General features: G+C 66.7%; 21 protein-coding genes and 1 tRNA gene. 15 read left to right on the forward strand and 7 right to left on the reverse strand.

Going from position 1 to position 22,497, the window contains the following annotated elements:
• Positions 1–3: 3 nt before the first annotated feature.
• From HZA32_20530 to HZA32_20550, 5 genes are all read left to right on the forward strand, one after another.
• The gene (locus HZA32_20530; protein MBI5426470.1) at positions 4–408 is read left to right on the forward strand and encodes a nucleotidyltransferase domain-containing protein; all 405 of its coding nucleotides are present in this window, start codon (positions 4–6) and stop codon (positions 406–408) included.
• Positions 398–757, forward strand: coding sequence for a DUF86 domain-containing protein (locus HZA32_20535; GenBank protein MBI5426471.1), 360 nt, complete (start codon positions 398–400; stop codon positions 755–757). Before HZA32_20530 ends, HZA32_20535 begins: the two co-directional genes overlap by 11 nt.
• A 212-nt stretch (positions 758–969) precedes the next feature.
• Positions 970–1,272 (forward strand): helix-turn-helix domain-containing protein, encoded by a 303-nt coding sequence (locus HZA32_20540; protein ID MBI5426472.1) that lies wholly within the window; start codon positions 970–972, stop codon positions 1,270–1,272.
• Complete coding sequence (locus HZA32_20545; GenBank protein ID MBI5426473.1) at positions 1,265–2,593, forward strand: type II toxin-antitoxin system HipA family toxin; 1,329 nt, start codon at positions 1,265–1,267, stop codon at positions 2,591–2,593. The genes HZA32_20540 and HZA32_20545 overlap by 8 nt, the downstream gene beginning before the upstream one ends.
• A 23-nt stretch (positions 2,594–2,616) precedes the next feature.
• Positions 2,617–3,015, forward strand: coding sequence for a hypothetical protein (locus tag HZA32_20550; GenBank protein MBI5426474.1), 399 nt, complete (start codon positions 2,617–2,619; stop codon positions 3,013–3,015).
• On the opposite strand, the gene HZA32_20555 is transcribed toward HZA32_20550, so the two are convergent.
• Both HZA32_20555 and HZA32_20560 read right to left on the reverse strand, forming a co-directional pair.
• Positions 3,012–5,099 (reverse strand): recombinase family protein, encoded by a 2,088-nt coding sequence (locus tag HZA32_20555; protein MBI5426475.1) that lies wholly within the window; start codon positions 5,097–5,099, stop codon positions 3,012–3,014. The two genes, HZA32_20550 and HZA32_20555, sit on opposite strands and share 4 nt — an antisense overlap.
• A gap of 282 nt (positions 5,100–5,381) precedes the next feature.
• Positions 5,382–5,469, reverse strand: a tRNA-Ser gene (locus HZA32_20560).
• Positions 5,470–5,725: 256 nt separating this feature from the next.
• Between HZA32_20560 and HZA32_20565 the strand changes: the two genes are divergently transcribed.
• Entirely contained in the window at positions 5,726–7,312 is a 1,587-nt protein-coding gene (locus HZA32_20565; GenBank protein ID MBI5426476.1) for a DUF2235 domain-containing protein, read from the forward strand.
• A 130-nt stretch (positions 7,313–7,442) separates the two neighbouring features.
• Here HZA32_20565 and HZA32_20570 read toward each other — a convergent pair whose 3' ends face one another.
• Positions 7,443–8,006, reverse strand: a complete 564-nt coding sequence (locus tag HZA32_20570) for a hypothetical protein (protein MBI5426477.1) — start codon at positions 8,004–8,006, stop codon at positions 7,443–7,445.
• Positions 8,007–8,219: 213 nt separating this feature from the next.
• Between HZA32_20570 and HZA32_20575 the strand changes: the two genes are divergently transcribed.
• The 3 genes from HZA32_20575 (at position 8,220) to HZA32_20585 (ending at position 13,718) form a co-directional block, all read left to right on the forward strand.
• On the forward strand, positions 8,220–10,250 hold the full coding sequence (locus HZA32_20575; GenBank protein MBI5426478.1) for an FAD-dependent oxidoreductase: 2,031 nt from the start codon (positions 8,220–8,222) through the stop codon (positions 10,248–10,250).
• Between the two features lie 106 nt (positions 10,251–10,356).
• Positions 10,357–12,741, forward strand: coding sequence for an ABC transporter permease (locus HZA32_20580; protein MBI5426479.1), 2,385 nt, complete (start codon positions 10,357–10,359; stop codon positions 12,739–12,741).
• Positions 12,738–13,718 (forward strand): hypothetical protein, encoded by a 981-nt coding sequence (locus HZA32_20585; GenBank protein MBI5426480.1) that lies wholly within the window; start codon positions 12,738–12,740, stop codon positions 13,716–13,718. The genes HZA32_20580 and HZA32_20585 overlap by 4 nt, the downstream gene beginning before the upstream one ends.
• A 79-nt stretch (positions 13,719–13,797) precedes the next feature.
• Here HZA32_20585 and HZA32_20590 read toward each other — a convergent pair whose 3' ends face one another.
• On the reverse strand, positions 13,798–14,058 hold the full coding sequence (locus HZA32_20590; protein ID MBI5426481.1) for a hypothetical protein: 261 nt from the start codon (positions 14,056–14,058) through the stop codon (positions 13,798–13,800).
• 184 nt (positions 14,059–14,242) lie between these two features.
• On the opposite strand from HZA32_20590, the gene HZA32_20595 reads away from it, so the two are divergent.
• The 4 genes from HZA32_20595 to HZA32_20610 all read left to right on the forward strand — a co-directional run bounded on the left by HZA32_20595 (position 14,243) and on the right by HZA32_20610 (position 18,908).
• Positions 14,243–14,878 carry a DsbA family oxidoreductase gene (locus HZA32_20595; protein MBI5426482.1) on the forward strand — a complete coding sequence of 212 codons (636 nt, stop codon included), beginning with the start codon at positions 14,243–14,245 and terminating at the stop codon, positions 14,876–14,878.
• A gap of 133 nt (positions 14,879–15,011) precedes the next feature.
• Positions 15,012–15,464, forward strand: coding sequence for an SUF system NifU family Fe-S cluster assembly protein (locus tag HZA32_20600; protein MBI5426483.1), 453 nt, complete (start codon positions 15,012–15,014; stop codon positions 15,462–15,464).
• Positions 15,465–15,569: 105 nt separating this feature from the next.
• Entirely contained in the window at positions 15,570–16,808 is a 1,239-nt protein-coding gene (locus tag HZA32_20605) for a cysteine desulfurase (protein MBI5426484.1), read from the forward strand.
• A gap of 492 nt (positions 16,809–17,300) precedes the next feature.
• The gene (locus HZA32_20610; GenBank protein MBI5426485.1) at positions 17,301–18,908 is read left to right on the forward strand and encodes a hypothetical protein; all 1,608 of its coding nucleotides are present in this window, start codon (positions 17,301–17,303) and stop codon (positions 18,906–18,908) included.
• Positions 18,909–18,925: 17 nt separating this feature from the next.
• Here HZA32_20610 and HZA32_20615 read toward each other — a convergent pair whose 3' ends face one another.
• Positions 18,926–19,897, reverse strand: coding sequence for a metallophosphoesterase (locus HZA32_20615; protein MBI5426486.1), 972 nt, complete (start codon positions 19,895–19,897; stop codon positions 18,926–18,928).
• Between the two features lie 121 nt (positions 19,898–20,018).
• On the opposite strand from HZA32_20615, the gene hemN reads away from it, so the two are divergent.
• Together hemN and HZA32_20625 are read left to right on the forward strand one after the other, a co-directional pair.
• Positions 20,019–21,419: an oxygen-independent coproporphyrinogen III oxidase gene (gene hemN, locus HZA32_20620; GenBank protein ID MBI5426487.1), complete on the forward strand. Its 1,401-nt coding sequence runs from the start codon at positions 20,019–20,021 to the stop codon at positions 21,417–21,419.
• A 4-nt stretch (positions 21,420–21,423) separates the two neighbouring features.
• The gene (locus HZA32_20625) at positions 21,424–21,873 is read left to right on the forward strand and encodes a 6-carboxytetrahydropterin synthase (protein MBI5426488.1); all 450 of its coding nucleotides are present in this window, start codon (positions 21,424–21,426) and stop codon (positions 21,871–21,873) included.
• Between the two features lie 3 nt (positions 21,874–21,876).
• Here the strand turns inward: HZA32_20625 and HZA32_20630 are convergent, their stop codons facing one another.
• Together HZA32_20630 and HZA32_20635 are read right to left on the reverse strand one after the other, a co-directional pair.
• Positions 21,877–22,041 (reverse strand): DUF1328 domain-containing protein, encoded by a 165-nt coding sequence (locus tag HZA32_20630; protein MBI5426489.1) that lies wholly within the window; start codon positions 22,039–22,041, stop codon positions 21,877–21,879.
• Positions 22,042–22,065: 24 nt separating this feature from the next.
• Positions 22,066–22,278 (reverse strand): DUF3185 family protein, encoded by a 213-nt coding sequence (locus HZA32_20635; protein ID MBI5426490.1) that lies wholly within the window; start codon positions 22,276–22,278, stop codon positions 22,066–22,068.
• Between the last annotated feature and the right edge of the window lie 219 nt (positions 22,279–22,497).

Genomic DNA, 22,497 nt, shown 5'->3' on the forward strand with positions numbered 1-22,497 from the left:
CTCATGCCTCGCTCGAACCCCAAGCCTGAGTCTCCTCCCCGCATCCAACGTGCCGGTGACTTGGTATTGCCACCGCCGGTCCCGCCGCAGGCACGAGGACAGGTCGCACCCCCACCACTGGCAGAGATCATTCGCCACGTGCCACCATTCTGCCGGAATCATGGCATCACCCGGCTCGAGATTTTCGGCTCCGTGGCCCGCGGTGATGCCGCGGTGGGCAGCGATGTGGACTTGATCGCCACTTTCGCCCATCACCCCGGCCTGGAGATTGTTTCCATGGAGGAGGAATGCGCCCAGCTGCTGGGCGTTCCGGTGCACCTGCTGACATACGAAACCATAGCAGAAATGACGAACCCCTATCGCAAGGCATCGATTCAACGCGACCGCCGTATCATCTATGAAAGCTAGATCGCCCAAAGACGACCGAGCCTATGTGCATGACCTGCTGGAATCGGCCCGCTTGGCCGACAACTATTTGCAGGGACTGACGCTGGTCCAATTCTTGGATGATCCCAGAACTCAGGATGCGGTCGTTCTCCGGCTCACGATGATCGACGACTTTGCCCAGAAGTTGGCCCCGGCGACAGTGGCGAACATGCCCGCTGGTTCAATCCAGCAGGCTCGGAGCCTCCGCAGCCGCATGGCTCATCCCGACGGCCGGGTCGATTTCCCGACGGTCTGGAACATCGCCCAGCAGGAATTGCAACCGCTTGCTGTTGCGTTGGAGAAATACCTCCTCGCGCAAGAGCCACCTTGAGGCGAGGGACTCGGTGGAGCCAGATACAAGCCACCTCCGGTGGATTTAGCGCACAACTCCTGCCTGGAGTGTTCGCGGTGCGTGCTCGCCTGAACCCGATCCAACGGCAAAATATGCAACTGCCTTAACCCCGGGGCCAAGGTGACCCAAATTGAATCAATAACTGCTAACTATTTGTTTGATATACCAATTAATTTGACTCTACTACCAATATGTTAGCATTAAAAACAGAGCTGGAGGTTGCCCGCGAACTGGCCGCACGCATCCGCGATGCGCGGCTGCAACTGGGCTGGTCACAGAACGAACTGGCCCGGCGGGCCGGACTGCGCCCGGCTACCTATCGGCTGTTTGAACAGACTGGTCAGATTGCCCTGATCCGCTTGCTGCGCGTGCTTTCCATCCTGGATCATCTGCAGGACTTTGACCTCGTGTGCGCGCCGAGTGACGCACCGCGCACGCTAGCCGAATTGCATGTGCCGAAGCGGCAGCGTGCCCGAAAAACCAAACATGCTTAACGTATCCTACCACGGACAGCGGGTCGGCCAACTGGACGAGGGCAACGGCCGGGTCTACTTCGTGTATGACCCCGCTTGGCTCGTGAATGGTCATGAACTTTCCCCGCTGCATCTGGCCCGCAAGCCCGGCACGCTCTACCATCACGGCAAGGCCTTCGATGGCCTGCCCGGGCTTTTTTGGGATTCATTGCCTGATTCGTGGGGGGCCAGGCTGATGGAGCTGCGTTTTGCAGAAAAAGGCATCAAACCGAAAGACGTCACCCGGTTGATGCGTCTGGCTTACGTCGGACAGCGGGGCATCGGCGCCCTGACCTACGAGCCGTCCTGGCCCGAGGCGGATCCTCGGCCGGCCGTGCAGCAGACCAAACTTCTCGTGCTCGAACGCGAGACCCGCGAGGCGGTCGCGGGGGCTGCCGGCAAGGTGCTGCCGCATCTGCTCGAGGCCGGCGGCACGGCCGGCGGGGCGCACCCCAAGGTCCTGGTCGGCGTCAATGACCAGGCCGCCAACGAGGTGGTCTACGGGGGCAACCGCTATCCGGCCGGCTACACTCCTTGGCTGATCAAGTTCGATCTGAGCGAGCAGAACATTGTCGCGCCATTGGAGCAGGCGTATGCCGCCATGGCGCGCGCCGCCGGCATTGCGATGCCGGAAACCCGACTCTTCACCGTCTACGACCAGGCCGGCGGGTTCCGGCGGCATTTCGGGGTCAGGCGCTTTGACCGCGACGGAGACGAGGCGATTCATGTCCATTCCTACGCGGGGGTGACCCACCGCGACCCCGACAAGGGAGACTACCGCGAATTGCTGCTCATCACCAAAACCCTCACCCGCGACATGGCGCAGGTCACGGAGGCTTTCCGGCGAATGGTGTTCAACGTCGTGGCCAGCAACCGCGACGACCATGGCAAGAACCACGCCTTCCTGTATCGGAACGGCCAGTGGACGCTGTCGCCGGCCTTTGATGTCACCTTCGTTTCGCCTCAGAGGCAGTCGATGCGCGGCATGGCGGTCGCGGGCGTGTGGAGCACCCCCGGCTGGACCCAGTTGCATAGCGTGGCGCAGGATGCCGGTCTTGAGGCACGCGTGGTCCGCGCCGTGACCGAGCAGGTGGCGCAGGCCATCACGCTCTGGCCGTATTATGCCGAGCAAGCGGGCGTCTCTGCGGAGAAGGCGGCGGAGGTGAAGACGGTTCTCGCTGACCAAAAAGAAATCCTGACGACGGGCCGGAAGATCACCGTTCCGCCGCCCCAGATGGGCCACGCACCGGAGCAATCCCCATCCACTCCAACACCGCGTCAGGGTCCGCGGATGAGCCTGTGAACTCGGACGGTGGCAATCGGAAGGTGCCTTATCTCGACACCCAACGCTTTGACCGTCTGAGCGACGAGGAGGTGCTGGACCGGATCGGCACATTGCTCGCCATCGCCATCGGCCGCCGTGAGCAGCAGCAGCGGCAGCTCGCGGTGTCGGTCAGCACATCGCAGGGCGCATCGGTCCGTGATCCCTACCTCGCGGCTCTTGATCTCACCCAACTCGTCACCGATCCGCTGGAGGCGCGGATTATCATGCACCTGCGCGTGGCCGGCAGCACAAATGCCCGCGAGGCAGCGACGTCCCTTGGAGTGAGCACATCCGTCGCCGCCCAAAAGCTCGCTCGGTTGTGCGCCGCGGGCTTGTGCCGGGTCGAGGACCGCAGCCGCCCGGCGTGTTACCGGCTGCGGTCCGAATTCAGCGCGAATTAAGAGGCGTTCTCCAACACGGCGAAGCGCAGGAGCTGTTCGTCCGGGGGAAGCTCCGCCAGGGCCTTCATCTGATTCAGGCTGAAGCGGCGCATTTCCGCGGGAGTCCTCAGATTGAGCAGCCGCTCCTGAATGGCGGGCACCAGTTGCAGAAGCTTCATGCAATGGGTGATCGCCCCCGGCGTCAGTCCCTCAGCTGCCGCCAGTTCGATCCGTTTGAGCTTCGGTTCGGCCTCCAACCGGCGTTGCCACGCCCGAGCGCGGTGCAGCGGGTGCTGGACCGGCGACGGGGCAGGCTTGGGGGCCGCCGCCCGTTTGGACGTGAGAAGCGTCCGGGCAAAGGGGCTCAGGAGTGCCACGCCGCCGGCCTGCCGCACCGCCACCTCGGTTTGCAGGAGCAGCGGCCGGGTTGCCGCAACGGTCGGCAAGGCCCCGCGGTCGCCAGCGTCAATGACCAGCCGCTCCTCCATGCCCTCGATCAGCCGGTGCACGCGCACCTTGAGCCGCAGCTCGATGTGCCGCGCACAGGCATCCGGCGCGGGCTTGACCGCCGGCCGCACCTCGACTCGCTCCAGGAAGAGCAAGAGGAGATCCCGCTGCTGTTCGGGCGACAAGGTCGGCATCAGTTCGCCAAACCGGGCGAGCGAGCGGCGGACCCGCTCCGGGTCGAGGGAGCGCTGTTCGCAGGCCGCCAGGTCCTGCCGAGCCTGTTCGCGCTCCACCATGAGAGTTTGCTTTTTCTGGTGCAGGACCGCGGCTTCCTGCCGCAGTTCGTCCCCGAGGAAATCAATGCCGCCGCGCGCAATGGCCTGCGCGCAATGCCGCAACTGCTGGGTCAGATCGGCGAGCGAGTGATCAAACTCAGTCAGCTTCGCCCGCAGGGGAGTGCGCTCCGCCTCGGCCCGACGTTGGGATTGCAGGGAGGTCGTGCGCAGCACATCGGGGTGCTGGCTGCACTCCGCAAGAAAGCCGATGACGGCGGATTCGAGGGCGGAGGCTGAGACATGCCGCACCGGGCAGCGGGCGTCTCCGCGTTCCTTGTGGGCGTGGCCGCAGGTATAGTAGCGGTAGAGCTGGCCCGAGGGGTCCCTCTTGCCGCTGGCATTCGGGACCATTGCCCGGCCGCAACCCCCGCAGACCGCGATGCCCTTGAGCACATGGAAATTCTTGTCCCGCGCGCGCAGCCGGCAGCGGGCCGGCTGGAGCGCCTGGGTGATCGCCGCGTTGGCCCGCTCCCACAGCTCCTGGCCCACGATGGCCTCGTGCTGTCCGGGGTATTCGATGCCGTGCATCCGCACCCGGCCGGCGTAAAGCGGGCGCATGATCAGCCGACGCAGAATGTCCGTGCGGAAGCGCTTTTCGCCGATGGCATACTTGGTGCCGTCCCGGCGCTGGCGGATGCGCGCCCGGGTGCGGAGGCCTTGGTCATTGAGGGCGTTGGCGATGTCCGTCAGCGAGACGAGCTGCGCCGCCTGCTCGTAGATGCGGCGGAGCACCGCGGCCTCTTCGGGCAGCGGCCTCAAGCCCTGCAATTCGGCATCGTAGGTGTAGCCGTAGGGCACGTTGCCGCCGGTCCACATCCCGCGCTTGGCCTGCTCGACCAGCTTCAGGTGAATTTTCTCGGAGGTGTTGTCGCGCTCATACTCGTTCACGCTCATCACGATGTTGTTCTTGAGCCGGCCCGAGGGCGTCTCGTCCGAAATGTCCTCCGTGGCACTGACCAGCCGGCAGCCATGCTTGCGGAGGAAGGCCCGGAAGGGCACCCACTCGTGGGTGCTGCGCAGCACCCGTTCGAGCTTGAAGATCAGCACCACCTTGATGGCACCACTCTCGATGTGCTGCATCAGCGCCTGCATCCCTGGGCGGTTCAGGTTGGCACCCGAGTAGGCGGCGTCGGTAAGGGTGATGAATTCGTGCCAGCCTTCGACGGCGACGTGCTTGTTCAGGTAATCCCGGCACATGACCGCCTGGCTTTCGCAGGAGTCAAAGCGCCCACCGACTTGGTTGAAGGTTGAGACGCGGGCATAGATTCCGACGGGCAGTGAACCGGTGGAAACGGACGTAACAGGGGCTGAGATTGCAGGCATATTGGGTTCTCCTTTTCTCGTCGGGAAACCGGCGGCCTGATCCGGTTTGATAGCGACGTTTTGCTGCGGAAAATCTTCGCAGAGCCTGCGCGAAAATCAACGGAAGGATTTTAACGGCAGCGCACACTGCGCTCGCGCGCGTGCGATTTTCTATCTCGTTTTTCCACGAAAAACCGAACCTCGGTCAGGTCCGCTGAAACGCACTTACTCGCGTGCCCTTTCTATTCCAGAGACTTGCGCCGATTTGAATGATCGGCCGCTTGGTTCGCTAACAATTGAAAGTGGCGGAGAGGGGGGGATTCGAACCCCCGATACCTTGCGGTATACGCGCTTTCCAAGCGCGCGCATTCGACCACTCTGCCACCTCTCCAGTGACCAAGGGAAGGTGGACTAAGTGCACTGGCCGCGCCTCGGTCAACGGAAATTCCTTCGGGACCGATTTACGCACGGCTGACGCGTGGATTCCCGAAAGTTTCTCGCGTCTCCCCGCGTTACGAGGATGTTCAGGTCCGGCGTCACCGGGCCAAACGCCACACCACGATACCCCTCCCTGCGAAACCGGCACCGCACGTCGCGCCTGCCTTTCTGTCTCCGTTTCGCGCTCACTCCGCCAACCCCCTCCGCCCATGACAAAACTCATCGTCTGCTGCGACGGCACCTGGAACACTCCCGACCAGCGCCAAAACGACATCCCCGCACCCACCAACGTCGTCCGCTTCCACAACGCGCTCGCGAAAACCGACGCCGCCGGCAACGAACAGCGCAAGTATTACCACACCGGCGTCGGCACCGAGGGCTCGAAGCTCGAACGCGTCGCCGGCGGCGCCTACGGCTCCGGCATCAGCAAGAACATCATGAGCGCCTACGCCTGGCTCGCGAACCACTACGCCGACGGCGACATGATCTACCTCCTCGGCTTCAGCCGCGGCGCGTTCACGGCGCGCAGCCTCGGCGGCTTCATCGGTCGCTGCGGCCTCCTCGACCTCACCGGCCTGCCCCACTCCGAAGCCTGGGAACGCGTCGAGCAGGTCTACGAAAAAGCCTACGAGAAATCCGGCAGCATCCCCGCCGGCTGGGCCTTCCACGCCGTCGATCCCGCCACCGGCCGCGTGCCGATCCAGTTCGTCGGCGTGTGGGACACCGTCGGCGCGCTCGGCATCCCTGACGACCTCGCCGTGCTCAACCTCTTCGACAACCCGCAGAAGTGGCAATTCCACGACACCACGCTCGGCGCGCACGTCCGCTTCGCCCGCCACGCCGTCGCCATCGACGAGGTCCGCGCCAGCTTCACGCCCACCTTCTGGACCGATGCCAACGACAACATCCTCAACGAACCCGACACGCCCGCCGGCCCCGCCCGCGTGAAACAACTCTGGTTCCCCGGCGCGCACTGCGACGTCGGCGGCGGCTACGCCGACTGCGGCCTCTCCGACGGCGCGCTCCAATGGATGATCGCCGAGGCGCAAGTTGCCGGTCTCGCCTTCCGCCCCGACATGCTCGCGCAAATCCAGCCCACGCACCGCGGCGTCCTCCACGATTCCTACTCCGGCGGCTTCGAGCACCTCCAATCGCGGCCGCGCAACCGACCGATGCTCGCGCCCACCTCGCCGCACTATCACCGCAGCGCCATCGACCGCGAAGCCAAGCCGCCGATCACGCAATCGCCCTATCACCACCCGACCGCCACCCTCGCCGTCGGCGAGACGAGCGAGCCCATCGACATCTACGCCCGCAACGCCTGGAACGAAACCGGCCTCTACCTCGAAGCCGGCGCCAGCTACACCTTCACCGCCACCGGCGAATGGCTCGACAAGGACGTCCCCTGCGGCCCCGGCGGCGCCGCCGACCGCAAATTCCACTTCGGCGAAATCGCGCACCTCGCCAGCAGCGTCCTCGGCAAGATCGAGAACGTCGTGAACAAGGTGAAGGACAACCCCGGCCTGAACTTCGTCGGCACCAAACGCCACGAAGCCTGGCCGTGGTTCGCCCTCATCGGCGCCATCGCCAACGACGGTCCGCAAAACGGCGTCAACCCCACGCCCGACGGCTCGCCCTTCCCGCACCAAACCTTCCTCATTGGTGAAAGCACGCCCCAGCCGCTCGTCCTCCAGCCCACCGAAGACGGCTACCTCTTCGCCTACGCCAACGACGCCTGGGGTTTCTATGAAAACAACCGCGGCAGCGTCTCGCTCCGCGTGAAACGTCTCACCTGAAGCGTTCGGTCGGGGCGGTTGCCCTCAACCGCCCTTTCACATCCCGGCCGCTCAAGGCAGCAGCGCTTTCCCGAATCGCAAACCCGCCTCACGCACTCGCCGCTGCCTTGGCTGCCGCGCGCGGCGCCGGTTAAGCGATCGGCGTCGGGCTGTCACCGGCCAGCAGCATTTGCGGAACCTGGCTGAACGCATACTTCCCGGTCGCGGCATTCAGGTCGAAGATCCACACCAGATCGAACCGATCGCCCGGCCACTTTTGCGGCACGGTGGTCGAGTTACCGAGGATCGCGTTGGCGATGGTTGGAATGTCCTGATGCTCCCACGCCACCAGCACGACACCCGCGCACTGCACGATCCGCGCGGCCAGCGCCGCTTCCTGACCCTTCAGGCAACTGCCGTCGATCGCGACGCCGAGCAGCTGGCTCGTCGGCGTAATCGTCTCCTGCGGACGCAGGCTGTTGCTGTGCTTGCCCACCCCTGACGCAAACAGGAACTGCGGCTTAGCGAGCTGCGCGCTCTTGAACTGCCCGTTCGACGGCGCAAACAACGTCGCGAGCCCGCCCGCCCGCTGCCAGCCGAGCGGGATCAGCGACTCCGGGTCCTGCTTGCCGTTGATATCGACTCCGTGCGGCGAACCCTTGGCGGCGGGCTTTTCGGCGTGGCGAACGATCATGATCTTCGGGGCGGTATTCATGGCGGACAGGCGGGAGGCAGGGTTGAGGAGAGACGCGGACGCGAAATACGCCGCGCGCGAGAGCGGTGCCGGGAAACCCGGCGGCCCCGCAGCACGCCAGACAAATTTCTCCACCTCTCTTTCGTCGACCGACATCCGCCCGCCCAAGGTGCCGCTGCTGCCGTGTCCGATTGCGGTCGGAAGATTTCTGGCCAACCTCCGAGCATCCACGTCATGGCTCGCACTCGCATCGTCATCATCGGCGGCGGCTTCGGCGGAGTGAAGTGTGCGCAGACCCTGCGCCGCGAACTCCGCCGCAACGACGCCGAAATCATCCTCTTCAACCGCGAGAACCATCTCGTTTTCAGCCCGCTGCTGGCCGACGCCGTGGGCTCCTCGCTGAGCTTGCAGGACGTTATCGTCCCGCTGCGCCAGCTGCTGCCCGACGTCATCTGCCGCACCGAGGAAGTCCTCAACCTCGACCTCGCGCGCAACGAACTCGAGGTCGTCTCGCACGACGGCTCGCCCGCCCGCCTCGGCTACGACCACGTCGTCATCGCCGCCGGCGCCGTCTCGAACCTCAATGTCGTGCCCGGCATGGCCGACCACGCGTTTCCGTTGAAAACCGTCGGCGACGCCGCCGTCCTCCGCACGCACGTCCTCCAACAACTCGAACGCGCCGAAGTCTGCGACGATCCGGAAAAGCGCCGCTGGTATCTCTCGTTCATCGTCGTCGGCGGCGGCTACAGCGGCGTCGAAGCCGCCGGCGAAATCAACGACCTCGTGCGCGGCTCGCTGCGTTTCTTCCATCACATCCGCCCCGAGGACGTCACCGTCACGCTCATCCACTCGCGCGACCAATTGCTCCCGGAAATCAGCGAACAGCTCCGCGAGTTCGCCCGGGAGAAAATGGCCGCCGCCGGCGTCACCATCCGCCTGAACTGCCGCGTCACGCTCGCCACCGGCGAAGGCGTGGGCACGGGCGACGGCTTCGTGCGCGGCGGCACCATCGTCTGCACCATCGGCAGCACCGCCGCGCCATTCATCGAGCGCATGGACGCCCCGAAGGAAAAGGGCCGCCTCCTCACCGAACCCGACCTCCGCCTGCGCGGCCACGCCAACGCCTGGGCGGTCGGCGACTGCGCGCTGATCGTCAACGCGCTCGATCAACAGCTCTCGCCGCCCACCGGCCAGTTCGCCGAGCGCCAAGGTCGCCAATGCGCGCAAAACCTCGCGCGCGTCCTGCGCGGCGCACCGACGCGGCCCTTTTCGTTCCGCCTGCTCGGACAACTCTGTTCCATCGGCGGACACCGCGCGGTGGCCGAGCTGTTCGGCTTTCGCCTTAGCGGCTTCTGGGCGTGGTTCGCCTGGCGCGGCGTCTATCTCTTCAAGATGCCCTCGTGGGGCCGGCGCATCCAAGTCGGCGCCGACTGGGCGTGGCTGCTGCTCTTCCCGCGCGACCTCGCGTATATCCGCACCGACACCACCGAGCGCGTCACGCACGCGCACTACGAACCGGGCAACTTCATCGTCCGCCAAGGCGAGCCGCCTTCCGCCTTCTACGTGATCGAGAGCGGCGAAGTCGAAGTGGTGCGCGCCACGCAGGAAAACCCCGCCGGCGAAATCATCGCCGTGCTCGGCCCCGGCAGCTTCTTCGGCGAACAAGCGCTCATCAACAATCAGCCGCGCACCGCTTCCGTCCGCGCGCGCAGCGTCGTCGAAGTCGTCGTGATGGGTCGCCACGTCTTCAGCACGATCTCGAAATCCCTCACTCCGCTCCGCGCCGCGCTCACCGCCGCCATCACGCGCCGCTCCGGCACCTTCTGGCAGGAACGCCCGCGCGCCGTCGCCACGCTGCGCGCGCTCGCCCTCGCCGACTTCGTCGAGCCCGCACCGCAGCCCTTCCTCGCGCCGACGACGCCGTTGCGCGAAGTCACGCGCCTCTTCGCCGAGACGACCAACGATCTCTTCTTCGTCGCCGGCCCCGGCGATCGCCTCGAAGGCATCGTGACGCTCACCGATCTGCTCCGCGTGCAAGGCAACGGCGCCGCGCCCGAGACGCCCGTCGCGCAATTCATGGTCGCCGCGCCCGCCGCAATCCTCGCGACCGACACCGCGCTGCTCGCCGCCTCGGCCTTCCGCGAACACGGCTACAAATCCATGCCCGTCATCGCCGACGCCGCCAGCCGCCGCATCGTCGGCCTCGTCCGCGCCCGCAAACTCATCGCCCGCCTCCTCCAAGCCACGCCGGCCCCCGACCGCTGAGCGATTCCCGCGCGACGACGCCTAAGATTCCGGCGACTCGACCGTAGACATCGCAGCCGCGCCTTGCCATTACCCGGGTAGGACGCGGGCCACGTCCCTTACCCTCATGACGGCTCTGTCGACCGCCACTCGTTCGCTCGCGCGCCATCCCGCCCACTCCTTGCTCATCGTGGCCGTGTTCGCCGCGGGCGCGACGCTCGCACTGGCCCTGTTCACCGTGCTCGACGCCTTCCTCTGGCGCGACCCCGGTTTCCCCGCGCCCGAAAGCGTCGTGCAACTGTTCCCCGTCCGCGACGGCAAGCGCGTGTCGGCGCTGGTGCCGTCCGGCGTGGCGCTCTATCTGCGCGAGCACGCCGCAAGTTTCGTGACGATCGCCATGAGCCGGCCCGAATCGGCGACACTGGAGTCGGGGGACCGCGCGACGGAAACCGTCATGCTCAACGTCAACGCGGACACCTTCGCCGTCATCGGTGTGCGTGCGCGGCTCGGCCGCACGTTCACGGCCGACGAAGAGCGCTCCGGCGACACCAGCGGCGTCATGCTGTCCGAATCGCTCTGGACCGAACGCTTCGCCCGCGACCAGGACGTGATCGGCCGTCGCGTGCGCCTCGCCGGCCGCGAGCGCGTCGTCATCGGCGTCATGCCCGCCCTAGTTCCACCCTGGAAGAACGAAGGTGTATGGTGCCTTCAGCCGGCCAACGAGGGCCTCGCCCGGAATTTCTTCTACCCGACGCATCGCGTCGAAGCGCGCCTCGCTCCTGGCGTCACGGTCGCCACCGCCCGAGCCGAGGTCGAGCGCCTGTGCGCCACGCTCGCTGCCGCTCAACCCAATGAACTGAGCGGCTATCGCCTGCAGACGCGCGAATGGCGCGACGAATTTTCCGCGCCGTTGCGTCCGCTGCTCTCGATGCTCGGCGGCGCAGCTCTCGGCGCGGCCTTGCTCGCCGCCCTCAACGCCACCGGTCTATTCTTCGCGCGTCTGCATTCCCGCCAGCACGAGTTGGCCGTGCGCGCCGCGCTCGGTGCGACTGTCTCACGGCTCGTCCGCCCGTTGATCATGGAAGGCGCGCTCCTCGCCATCGCGGGCGTGGGACTCGGCACCGCCACCGCCGCTGTGCTGCCGGCGCTGATCGAGCGCATCTCGCCCGATACCTTTCCGCGTTGGATCAGAGTCGAATTCGGGCCGAACACCGCGCTCGCCGCCGTCACGCTGGCTGCGCTCAACGCCGCGCTGCTCGCGAGCGAAGCCTTCCGCGTGGCGCGCCGCGCCATCGAGCGGGAAAGCCTGGCGACATCCGCCATCGCCGATCGTCGTGTGCGCTCGTTCCAGCGACTGCTGGTCGTGGCGCAACTTGCGGCCTCGTTCGCACTCGCGGCAAATGCCGCGCTGCTCGTGCACAGCTGGCAGGCCGTCCGGCACATCGACCCGGGACTGCGCGTCGGCGGACTTTGGCTCTCTTGGCTGAATGTGCCGGCCGCCCGCTACGACACACCGGAGAAAATCGTGCGCCTAGCCACCGATCTCGAACAAAGCCTGCAGGTCCAACCTGGCGTGAGTGCGGCCGCCGTTTCCACGACCTCGCCGCTCACCGGCTCGGTCACGTTCGCCTTCCAGCGCAGCAGCGTGGCGGTGGAGCGCGCCGCCGACCTGCCCCGCTGCGTCTATTACGGAGTCGGCCCAAACTACTTTTCAACCGTCGGGGCCCGGCTGGTGGCGGGCCGGTTCTTCAACGCCGATGACCGCGCGGGCAGCCCGCGCGTCGCGATCGTCAGCGAGTCGCTGGCACGGCAGTATTTCCCGCAGGGCAACGCACTCGATCAATGGATCGTGCCCGCCGTCGGACCACGCGAGTGGCGGCGTGTCGTGGGCGTCGTCGCAGACGTGAAACAAGGCAACATCCTGCAGGCCGCGCCGCCACAGTTCTACGAGCCGTTCGCGCAGGCACCGGTGAGCGGCTTCGTTTTGTTCGTGCGCCTCGATGGCGCAGCGCCTTTCTCCGAAGCGTCTTTCCGCGCGGCCCTGAGCGCGGTGGACACAACCCTGGCCCCGCGCGCGGCGCTGCCGCTCGAACAGTATATGGCTGCGCAAACCGCGCCCGCGCGCCTCGCCGCGCAATCGCTTCTCACCGCGGCCGTGCTCGCGGTTGGGCTCGCGCTGGCGGGCTTCGGCGCGCTGCTCGTGCTCACCACCGCGCAACGGACGCGCGAGTTCGGCGTGCGACTCACGCTCGGGGCCACGCCGCGCCAAATCGTCGGGCTCGTCCTACGCGAGGGCCTGGTGCTCGCCGCAGTCGGCGGTGCCGCCGGCGCGCTCGGGGCGTGGACGCTCGGGCAAGCCGCGCAAGCCACCCTCTACGGCACGCCGCCGCCCGCGCTCGAAACCTTCGGCATCGCGAGCGCCGTGCTGCTCGCCTGCGTCGTCGCGGCCTGCGCGTTGCCCGCTTGGCGCGCCGCGCGCACCGATCCGGCGCTCTGCCTTCGTTCAGAATGAAAACTCCGCTCCGTGCCCTGGCCGCGCTCGCGCTGCTCACCGCGTTCCTCGCTCCAGCAACACGCGCCGACGAGAAACTGCTCACGTCCGAAGAGCTGCGGCAGCTCGATCGCGAAAACGAGTTCTGGCGCCAGCTCCGCGCCGACGAGGATGCGGCGGCCAGCCTCGCCCGCCTGCGCCGCAGCGGCGCGACGCCCGACGAGTTGCGCTGGTTCGAGCCGAAGCTGGCCAAACTCTGGGAGGTCGACATCCCGCGCGCCTGGGGCTGGTTGCGACCGGAGCAAATCGACGCGATCAAGGCGATCGACCGCCTGTTTCTCCCGCGGGTCCGCGCCGCGCGCTTGCGCGCCGCCACAGGCATCGAGATCGACCCGGCACACCGCAGTGAGACCATGCTCGCCGTCAACGGCCGCTGGCAACGCACGCTCCTGCGCGTCCTCGAATACGACCAAATCGCCGAGTTCCGCCTGATGAACTCCGAATCCGCCCAAAAAACCGGACGCCATTTCGAAAACGTGCCGCTCACCGACGACGAGCGCCGCACGATCTACGATTGGCAGCGCGAGTTCGAGGCGCTCGCCGGCGAGAACGGCGCGCGCCTGCGGATTGGCCAGCGGGACGTGATCCTCGACCATCGCCGCCGCATCCGCGACCTCATCGGCGACGATCGCTTCGCCATCTACTTTGCCTCCGCCGAGCCGAAATTCGCGCGCATGCACGACGCGCTCGGCGAAGACGTCGACAACACCACCGCGCTCGATGCATGGTGGATTCGCGAACAGTTTTGGATCGACCAGGAAAAGCCGCGCGAGATCGGCCTGTCGAACCGCGTCCTCGCCGCGCGCATCGAGGAACGTCTCCGCGCCCGCCTCGGCGAAACGCTCGCGGCGCGCTACCTCTCGAGCGACGACGCGCGGTGGCTCACCGGTTATCGGGTTCAGGTTCGTGGCGGCTCGCGCGCCACCGCGAAGCCGTAGCGAAGCACCCGGCGCGCCCGGTGCCTGCGCGGCGTCACGCCCAGCCGCGCGCCGCGGCTGAGCGGAAAGCGCACGCCGATTACTTCGCGTCCTCGGCGGCCTTGCAGTTTTTCTCGTTGTGCTCGGCGGCCTTCTTGCAGGCATCGGCGGCCATGCCGCTGCCGAGCTTCTCGCACTGCTTCTCCTTGGTCTCGCGCTCCTTTTCGCAGGGGCCTTTTTCCTTCGCCGGCGCCTGCTTGTCGCGAGCAGGCGCCTCCTTGGAATCCTTGGCGGCGGGGCCGGCCAGGGCGAGGACGGAGGTCAGCAGGGACAGAACGAATGCGGTGGTCAGTTTTTTCATGGGGATACGGGTTGGAGGTTGGGCGGACCCGGTTCGTGTCCGCGCCTTTGAAACGGACGGGCATGGCGATTTCTTGCAGCGAATCGCAAAGGTGCGGTCAGTGCAGCGGGCAGAGCCCCGACGCGGAATCGGGAATCACGGCACCGGCGCTTGCGTATCCGACACGTCCCGATTGCTTCGCCCCATGCTCAACGTCGACGTGGTCTCGGATTTCGCCTGCCCATGGTGCTTCATCGGCAGTCGCCGCCTGGCCGCAGTGCTCGGCGCACGGGCCGCAGCCGGCGGCGACGCGCAGGTGCGCTATCATCCCTTCCAACTCAACGCCGACACGCCGGCCGAAGGCGCGGATCTCCGCGACTACCTGCGCGAACGCTACGGCGCGAACCCGGACGAAATGTTCGGCCGCGTCGAGGCGGCCGCGCGCGACGCTGGCATCGCGCTGGATTTCGCGAAGGTGCGCACGATGCCGAACACGCTTTCCGCGCACATTCTGGTCGCCGCGATTCAGGATTCCGCGACCCAGCGCTCGTTCGTCGATGCGATCTTCGCCGCGTATTTTCTCGAGGGCCGCGACATCGGCGATGCAGCCGTGCTCGCCGAACTCGCCGCACCGCACGGACTCCGCGCCGAGCAGGTCGCCGTGCTCCTCGCCAACACCGATCTGCGCCAGCACGTGCGCGACCTCGCCCAATCGATGGGCGCGCAAGGCATCACCGGCGTGCCGTTCTTCGTCTTCAACCAGAAGCTCGCGCTTTCGGGCGCGCAACCCACGGAAGTTTTTCAGCGCGCCATCGCCGAGGCCGAAAAGCCCGCCGAGTGAGCGCGCGTCGCACCCGCGCGCACAGCGGCGCGAGCGTTCGGCCGGCACACCCGGCGCCCACCGGTCATACGCCGGAAACTCTGTTTGCCAACCGGGAGCACCGGACTAGCTTCGGCGGTCCATTCGCCGGCCGATGAACGATCTCACCGACCTCTACCAGTCCGTCATTCTGGACCACAACCGCCGCCCGCGGAACCGCGGCAAATTGCCCACGGCCAACCGCGTCGCCCACGGCGACAACCCGACGTGCGGCGACCAATGCAGCGTGTTCCTCCGGCTCGACGGCGACCGCATCGCCGACATCTCGTTCGACGGCGCGGGCTGCGCCATCTCGCAGGCGAGCGCGTCGCTGATGACGACGCAGCTCAAGGGCAAAACCGCCGCCGAAGCGCAGCAACTCTACGACCAGTTCCACCACATCGTCACCACCGGCGAACCGCCCGAGGAGATCAACGATCTCGCCGCCTTCGCCGGCGTGCACTCCTTCCCCGCGCGCATCAAATGCGCCACGCTCGGCTGGCACGCCGCACTGAACGCGCTGAAGAACGACCCGGCCGACGCGACCACCGAGACACACAAGGACTGACCGCCGCCGCACCGATCGTTCTCGTTCCTCGTTCTCCTTCTCGTTCTCGGGGAGCAACGAACCAGACAACGAGAACGAGTAAGAGAACGAGAACGCTCCTCCGAAATGTCCCTCGATCCGCAAAAAATCCGCGCCGATTTCCCGATCCTCCACCAGCAGGTGAACGGCAAGCCGCTCGTCTACCTCGACAACGGCGCCACGTCGCAAAAGCCCCGCGCGGTGATCGACGCCCTCGTCCGCTACTACGAGCGCGACAACTCGAACGTCCACCGCGGCCTCCACGCACTCTCCATGCGCGCCACCGACGCCTACGAAGGCGCCCGCGCCCGCGTGGCCAAGTTCATCAACGCCGCCGACCCCGCCGAGATCATCTTCACGCGCGGCACCACCGAGAGCATCAACCTCGTCGCGCGCAGCTGGAGCCACGCGCACCTGAAGCCCGGCGACGTCGTGCTCACGACCGAATTCGAGCACCACTCCAATCTCGTGCCGTGGCAACAAGCTGCCCAAGCCGCCGGAGCCACGCTCAAATACGTGCCGCTCCTCGGCGCCGACGGCGAAGGCGGCGCCGACCTCGCCGCGCTCGACGCGCTGCTCACGCCGCAGGTGAAGCTCTTCGCGTTCACGCACATTTCCAACACGCTCGGCACGATCAATCCCGCCGCCGAGTTCTGCCGCCGCGCGCGCGCCGTCGGCGCCGTCACCGTCATCGACGCCGCGCAATCCATCGGCCACATGCCGCTCGATGTGCAGGAACTCGGCTGCGACTTCCTCGCCTTCTCCGCCCACAAGATGTGCGGCCCCACCGGCATCGGCGTCCTCTACGGTCGCCGCGCGCTGCTCGACAAACTCGCCCCCGACGAGACCGGCGGCGGCATGGTTGTGCAGGTCACCTACGAACAGGCCACCTGGAAACCCGCGCCCGAACGCTTCGAAGCCGGCACGCCCCACGTCGCCGGCGCCATCGGCCTCGCCGCCGCCTGCGATTACCTCGACGCCGTCGGCCGCGCCGCCATCGCCGCGCACGACGACCAACTTTCCCGCTACGCGATGGAGAAACTCAGCGTGCTGCCCGGCATCCGCATCATCGGCCCGCGCGTCGGCGCGGCGCGCAGCGGGCTCGTCAGCTTCGCCTTCGAGCACGTGCACGCGCACGACGTCGTGACCTTCGCCGACGAGGACGGCATCGCGCTACGCGGCGGCCACCACTGCAACCAGCCGCTCATGCGCAAACTCGGCCTCGCCTCGACTTCGCGCGCCAGCTTCTACCTCTACAACACCGAGGCCGAGATCGACCGGCTCGCGGCGTCGCTCCAACGCATCCTGAGATTTTTCGCCGGTTAGGACACATTTAGCTGACTTCGCGGGCGGCGAATTCCCCTCTGAAGAAGAAACGTCGCGCAAATCTTGCGCAACCTACGCTGAGGTTTGCGTTTAACTCGGCCATGCCGCCGGCCGATAGGGGTTTTACTCCCCCGACAACCAGTGAAACTGACGATTCAAGATCAGCGGATCAATCGACGACTCGCGCTCATCGGCTTGGTGTTCGCCGTGCCGTTCACCGCACTCGCCGTTTGGCTTCTCGCCAAAGGCATCCACGGACACATCGAGTTCGCTCAACAGGAACTTCGCGGCAACGCCGTCCAGCGCCCGCTCGAAAACTTGCTGCGGCTCGCCGGCCGCACCCAGATTGAGGCCGCCGCCGGGGAGGCCGATGCGGGCACGTCGGCCGCAATCGACCAAGCCTTCGCCGATCTCGACGCCGCGCTGCGCGAAGACGGCGAGGCGCTCCAGTTCACCCTGCCCGGGCTCACGCAACGCCACCGCGAACAGCTGATGCCCTCCGCGATCCGCGACCGCTGGCAATCCGCCACCGGCGGCAAGGTCAACGTGGCCGCGACCGCCGCGTTGATGACCGATGCGCGCGGCCTGATCGCCCACGGCGGCGACACCTCGAACCTCATCCTCGATCCCGATCTCGACAGCTACTACCTGATGGACGTCACGCTTTGCGTCCTCCCGGAACTCCAGGAACGCATCGCGACGGTCACCGCCAAATTCGTCCCGCCGCTCCGGACCGGCGCTCTCGACGCCGGCGCCCAGCGCGAGGCCCTCGTGCAAGCCGCCATGCTGCGCGATGTGAACACCGCTCGCATCGACGGCGACCTTTCGACCACGTTGAACGAGGATGCCAATTTCTACGGCGTCAGCCCGACCCTCGCGAACGAGCTCACCGCCGCCTCCGCCGCCTGGCACCACGCGCTCGATGCGTTCATCGCGCAGGTGGACGGTCTCGCCGCCGGCAACCCCGCCGTCACCGCCGCCACGCTGGCCGCCGCCGGCCGGGAAGCGCACGAAGCCAGCTTCGCGTTCTGGACCAAGAGCGCCACCGAACTGGATCGCTTACTGCAACAGCGCATCGCGGCGAAGCAGAGCGAGCAATACCGCGGCCTCGGCGCCCTCGCGATTCTCGTGCTCGTCGCCTCCGCCACGACGTGGTGGATCGCCCGCGGCATCAACATCCAGCTGCGCTCGCTTTGCGCGGGCCTCACCGGCCGCTCCACCGAACTCGGCGACCTCGCCCGTGCGGTGAACAGCACGTCCGACACCCTCGCGCGCGGCGCCTCGCAACAGGCGGCCGCACTCGAGGAAATCGGCGCCACCATCGAGGAAATCTCCGGCACTTCGCGCAACAACAGCGAGAGCGTCCTGCGCACCAAGGAACTCGCCGACGGCATGCGGGCCGCCGCCGAGTCCGGCTCGAAGGACATCGGCGACATGGCCCGCGCCATGGACGCCATCCAATCCTCCTCCGGCAACATCGCGAAAATCATCAAGACGATCGACGAGATCGCCTTCCAGACGAACATCCTCGCCCTGAACGCCGCCGTCGAGGCCGCCCGCGCCGGCGAGGCGGGCGCGGGCTTCGCCGTCGTCGCCGAGGAAGTGCGCAATCTCGCCCAGCGCGCCGCCGCCGCTGCGCGCGAGACGACCGAGCGCATCGACGACTCCATCGCCAAGAGCCGCGACGGCGTCGCGATCACCCGGAAAGTCACCGAAGGATTCGCCGACATCACCGCGAAAGCCCGCGAGGTAAACGAACTCGTCGCGCAGATCACCCGGGCCGCGCAGGAGCAGGACCAGGGCATCGCCCAGGTCAACAAAGCGGTCAGCGAACTCGACAAGTCGACCCAGGCCGAAGCCGCGCACGCCGAGGAGGCCGCCGCCAACGCCGCGCAGCTCGAGTCCAATTCCCAAGCCTTGGGAGAAGCGGTCGACGCCTTGGTGAACATCATCGAGCGCCGCGCCCGCCCCCGCCTGCCCGATTGGGCACCGGGCGCAGTCTCCGTCGCCGAAGCCGCTCGCCTGCGTCGCAGCGGTGCGCCGAAGAAGACTCCTGCACCGGCCCCCGCGGAACTCGCCGAGGCTCTCGCGGGACACTGAACCCGCCCGCGTCCCGGTCAGGCGCCGCGGTAGCGCACCAGCGTGTTCTCCACGCTGCCGTCGTCGTGGAAGTCGATCAGCGCGTAGGCGGGGCTGAATTCCTGGTGCTTGCCCTTCCACCAGCCACCGCACACGGCGCCGTTGCACAGATAACGCACGCCGAGATAGGTGACGTCGTCCTCCATGTGCAGGTGGCCGCTGAGGCAGACCTTCACGTTCGGATGCTGGTGGAACAGGTCCTTGATGCGCCGCGCATCGATGTGCATCCACGCGCCGGGCACGACCCAATCCGGTCCGCGTTCACGCGGGCCGTCGAAGAACGCAGCGGCGCTGAAGATCGGAATGTGCGAAAGCACGCAAATCGGCGTCGCGGCAGGAGTCGCCACCAGATCGCGCGCCAGCCAGGCGAACTGCGCCTCATCAATCCGCGCGATGTAGTGGTGGTCGCTCGCATAGTCCGGCTCCATGCTGTCGAGCACGACGAAATGCCAGCCGGCTTGATCGAACGAGTAATAGCGATCCGTCAGGCCCAGCCGGTCCAACGCGAGCGTCTTGCCGTAGTGCGGATCGCGTTCCGCGGCCGCGCGATCCTTGTGCGCCCAGCCGTAGATGTCGTGGTTGCCGAGGCACAGCTTGGCCGGCGTCTTCACCTCGGCCGAAAAGACGCGGTTCCACACGTCCCATTGCGCGAGCACTTCTTCCTTCGGCGTGTAGAGCGCATCGCCGATGCAATCGCCCCCGAACAGCAACAGCTCAGGCCGGTCGCCCTGCGCCTGCGCGTGGCGGATCGCCTCCGCCATGCCCGCCGCCGGATGCTGGAGATCGGGCTGATCGGGCCGGACATGGATATCCGTGAAATGCGCCACGCGCAGGACGCGGCGCCTCCCGGGGTTCGGCGGCGTCGCCAGCGCCGCAGACGGAGCCAGAATGCCAGCGGTAGCGCCGAGAGCGAGCGCCCCACTGCGTTGGAGAAAATCGCGGCGATTCATCGGACGGACACGCAAGCGCGGCGGCTCCCGGGCCGCAATCCCCAAGCCCGACCGACCCCGACCAAAAAACGACAACAGATGCGCAGCCACTCGCCGGGCGCTGGTCTACCCTTTCCGCACTATGGTGTCTCCACGCTACACCGTCCCTCCCGCCATCGAACCCGCGCTTGAGCTGGTCCGGAAATACAACATTCCCGGCCCGCGCTACACGTCGTATCCGACCGCGCCGCAGTTCTCCGACCAGATCGACCGCTACGCCTTGCTCCAGGAGATCCGCCGCGACAACGCCGACGCCAGCACGCCGCTCTCGCTCTACTTCCACCTGCCGTTCTGCGAGTCGCTTTGCTGGTATTGCGGCTGCAACACCGTCATCACGATGCGCCGCGCGTCGGCCTCGGAATACGTCGACCTCCTGATCAAGGAGCTCGAGATGACCGCGCCGCTGCTCGACCTGAACCGCCCCGTCACGCAGCTGCACTTCGGCGGCGGCACGCCAACCTTCCTGCCGCCGGCCGACATCGATCGCCTCGCCGCCGCGATCCACAAGTATTTCAAGTTCTCCGCCGACGCCGAAATCTCCGTCGAGATCGACCCGCGCCGCCTGACCAAGGAGCACGTCGAAGCCTTCCGCCGCCTCGGCTGCAACCGCGCCTCGCTCGGCGTGCAGGACACGAACCCGCAGGTGCAGGTCGCCATCCACCGCTGGCAGCCGCTCGCGATGACGAAGCAAGCGATCGATTGGCTCCGCGAAGCGGGTTACCAGTCCGTCAGCGTCGACCTCATCTACGGCCTGCCGCTGCAAACGCCCGATTCGTTCAGCAAGACGGTCGACGAAGTCATCGCGCTCAATCCCGACCGCCTCGCCGTCTTCAGCTACGCGCACGTGCCGTGGGTGAAGCCTGCGCAAAAAATCTTCGACCAGCGCCAGCAACTCCCGAGCACCGAGGAAAAGCTGACGATGCTCATGTCCGCGTCGCACAAGCTCGTCGCCGCCGGCTACGCGACGATTGGCATGGACCACTTCGCCCGCCCGCAGGACGAACTCGCCGTCGCCTTCGCCGAAGGCACGCTCCACCGCAATTTCCAAGGCTACACGACCCGCGCCGGCGCCTCGCTCTACGGCTTCGGCATGTCCTCGATTTCGCAGACCGACGGATCCTTCCGCCAGAACTACAAGGAACTCCCCGACTACGAAACCGCGATCAAGGAAGGCCGCCTGCCGATCGAGCGCGGCTACCTGCTCTCGGAGGACGACAAGCGCCGCCGCACGATCATCACCGACATCATGTGCGCGCGCGGCCTCGATTTCGCCAAGCTCTCCAAGCAGCTCGGCCTCGACTTCGAGCAGACCTACGCCGCCGAGCTCGCCACGCTCGGCGACCTCGAGGCCGACGGCCTTATCGAGCGCACGCCCGGCCGCGTAGCGATCACACAGATCGGCCAGCTTTTCCTCCGCATCTTCGGCATGCGCTTCGACGCGCATCTCGAGAAGAAACGCACCGGCTTCTCGAAAGTCGTCTGACCGGATGCCCTACCGCATCGCCAAAATTTTCGAGATCGAGAGCGGACACCTGCTCTCCAAGCACCCGGAAAAGTGCCGCTTCCCGCACGGCCACAGCCGCAAGGTCGAGGTCGTGCTCGTCGCCGACAGTCTCGATGCGAACGACATGGTCTGCGACTTCAAGGCCGTGAAGCTCATGCTCGCGGACTTCCTCGGTCGCTGGGACCACGCGCTCGCGATCAACACCGCGGACCCGCAGTTCGCCTATTTCCAAAAAGCCTACGGCGAGCGCATCGTCTCGTTTCCGGACCGCGACCCGACCACCGAAGTCATGGCGAAAGCGATCTTCGACGAGCTCACGCGCCGCCTCGCCGAGCCAACCCCGAGCGGCAACTACGCCATCGGGCCGAACGTCCGCGTGGAACGCATCCGCGTCACCGAGACCAGCTCGAGCTGGGCCGAATACTCGGCCTGATTCTCACGGGCGCCGCGTGGTGCCGCGGAAGAGCGAGAAGAGAAACAGCACGAGGAAGATCACGAAGCAGACCTTGGCGATCACGGCCGCCGTGCCGGCGACGACACCGAAGCCGAGTGCGCCAGCCACAATGGCAATGATCAGGAAGAGGATGGTGTAGCCGAGCATGGAGAGGACGAGTTGACGTGGAAGCTAGAGCCGTTTCGAACCGCGGCCGGCAAAAAGGCCGAACAGACCCAGGATTGCCGCCACGGCGCCACCCACGAAGAACCACACCGATTTGTCCGTGGGATTGCCCGTGAAGGCGCGGGAAACGTCGGAGCTGACGGATTGCGATGCGTTGAAGCCGAAAACCAACAACACGACGCCGACGACAAGCAGCGCAACGGAGAGCGATTTGTTCATGGTTCGAGAGTCCGACCTGCAAGCGCGGCGAAAGTAGCCGCAAGCCGTCTCATTCATCGTGGGGGAAATCCCGGCGCAGCGGCCCCGGCAAACTGCACACGCCACCCGGGAGCCGCTCGGGGCCGTCCGGCGACCGATCGCCGCGTCCGCCATTGAGCTTGGCCCCGAAACCCGCCATCTCTCGCGCGTGACCTCCGCCCCCTCCGAAGCCGCCATCCA

The organism is Opitutia bacterium (assembly GCA_016217545.1).
Lineage (GTDB): Bacteria > Verrucomicrobiota > Verrucomicrobiia > Opitutales > Opitutaceae > Didemnitutus.

Excerpts from the sequence above, each read along its gene's own strand:
- HZA32_20530 (MBI5426470.1), top strand. The coding sequence starts at position 4 with ATGCCTCGCTCGAACCCCAAGCCTGAGTCTCCTCCCCGCATCCAACGT.
- HZA32_20535 (MBI5426471.1), top strand. The coding sequence starts at position 398 with ATGAAAGCTAGATCGCCCAAAGACGACCGAGCCTATGTGCATGACCTG.
- HZA32_20540 (MBI5426472.1), top strand. The coding sequence starts at position 970 with ATGTTAGCATTAAAAACAGAGCTGGAGGTTGCCCGCGAACTGGCCGCA.
- HZA32_20545 (MBI5426473.1), top strand. The coding sequence starts at position 1,265 with ATGCTTAACGTATCCTACCACGGACAGCGGGTCGGCCAACTGGACGAG.
- HZA32_20555 (MBI5426475.1), bottom strand. The coding sequence starts at position 5,099 with ATGCCTGCAATCTCAGCCCCTGTTACGTCCGTTTCCACCGGTTCACTG.
- HZA32_20565 (MBI5426476.1), top strand. The coding sequence starts at position 5,726 with ATGACAAAACTCATCGTCTGCTGCGACGGCACCTGGAACACTCCCGAC.
- HZA32_20570 (MBI5426477.1), bottom strand. The coding sequence starts at position 8,006 with ATGAATACCGCCCCGAAGATCATGATCGTTCGCCACGCCGAAAAGCCC.
- HZA32_20575 (MBI5426478.1), top strand. The coding sequence starts at position 8,220 with ATGGCTCGCACTCGCATCGTCATCATCGGCGGCGGCTTCGGCGGAGTG.
- HZA32_20580 (MBI5426479.1), top strand. The coding sequence starts at position 10,357 with ATGACGGCTCTGTCGACCGCCACTCGTTCGCTCGCGCGCCATCCCGCC.
- HZA32_20585 (MBI5426480.1), top strand. The coding sequence starts at position 12,738 with ATGAAAACTCCGCTCCGTGCCCTGGCCGCGCTCGCGCTGCTCACCGCG.
- HZA32_20590 (MBI5426481.1), bottom strand. The coding sequence starts at position 14,058 with ATGAAAAAACTGACCACCGCATTCGTTCTGTCCCTGCTGACCTCCGTC.
- HZA32_20595 (MBI5426482.1), top strand. The coding sequence starts at position 14,243 with ATGCTCAACGTCGACGTGGTCTCGGATTTCGCCTGCCCATGGTGCTTC.
- HZA32_20600 (MBI5426483.1), top strand. The coding sequence starts at position 15,012 with ATGAACGATCTCACCGACCTCTACCAGTCCGTCATTCTGGACCACAAC.
- HZA32_20605 (MBI5426484.1), top strand. The coding sequence starts at position 15,570 with ATGTCCCTCGATCCGCAAAAAATCCGCGCCGATTTCCCGATCCTCCAC.
- HZA32_20610 (MBI5426485.1), top strand. The coding sequence starts at position 17,301 with ATGCCCTCCGCGATCCGCGACCGCTGGCAATCCGCCACCGGCGGCAAG.
- HZA32_20615 (MBI5426486.1), bottom strand. The coding sequence starts at position 19,897 with ATGAATCGCCGCGATTTTCTCCAACGCAGTGGGGCGCTCGCTCTCGGC.
- hemN (MBI5426487.1), top strand. The coding sequence starts at position 20,019 with ATGGTGTCTCCACGCTACACCGTCCCTCCCGCCATCGAACCCGCGCTT.
- HZA32_20625 (MBI5426488.1), top strand. The coding sequence starts at position 21,424 with ATGCCCTACCGCATCGCCAAAATTTTCGAGATCGAGAGCGGACACCTG.
- HZA32_20630 (MBI5426489.1), bottom strand. The coding sequence starts at position 22,041 with ATGCTCGGCTACACCATCCTCTTCCTGATCATTGCCATTGTGGCTGGC.
- HZA32_20635 (MBI5426490.1), bottom strand. The coding sequence starts at position 22,278 with ATGAACAAATCGCTCTCCGTTGCGCTGCTTGTCGTCGGCGTCGTGTTG.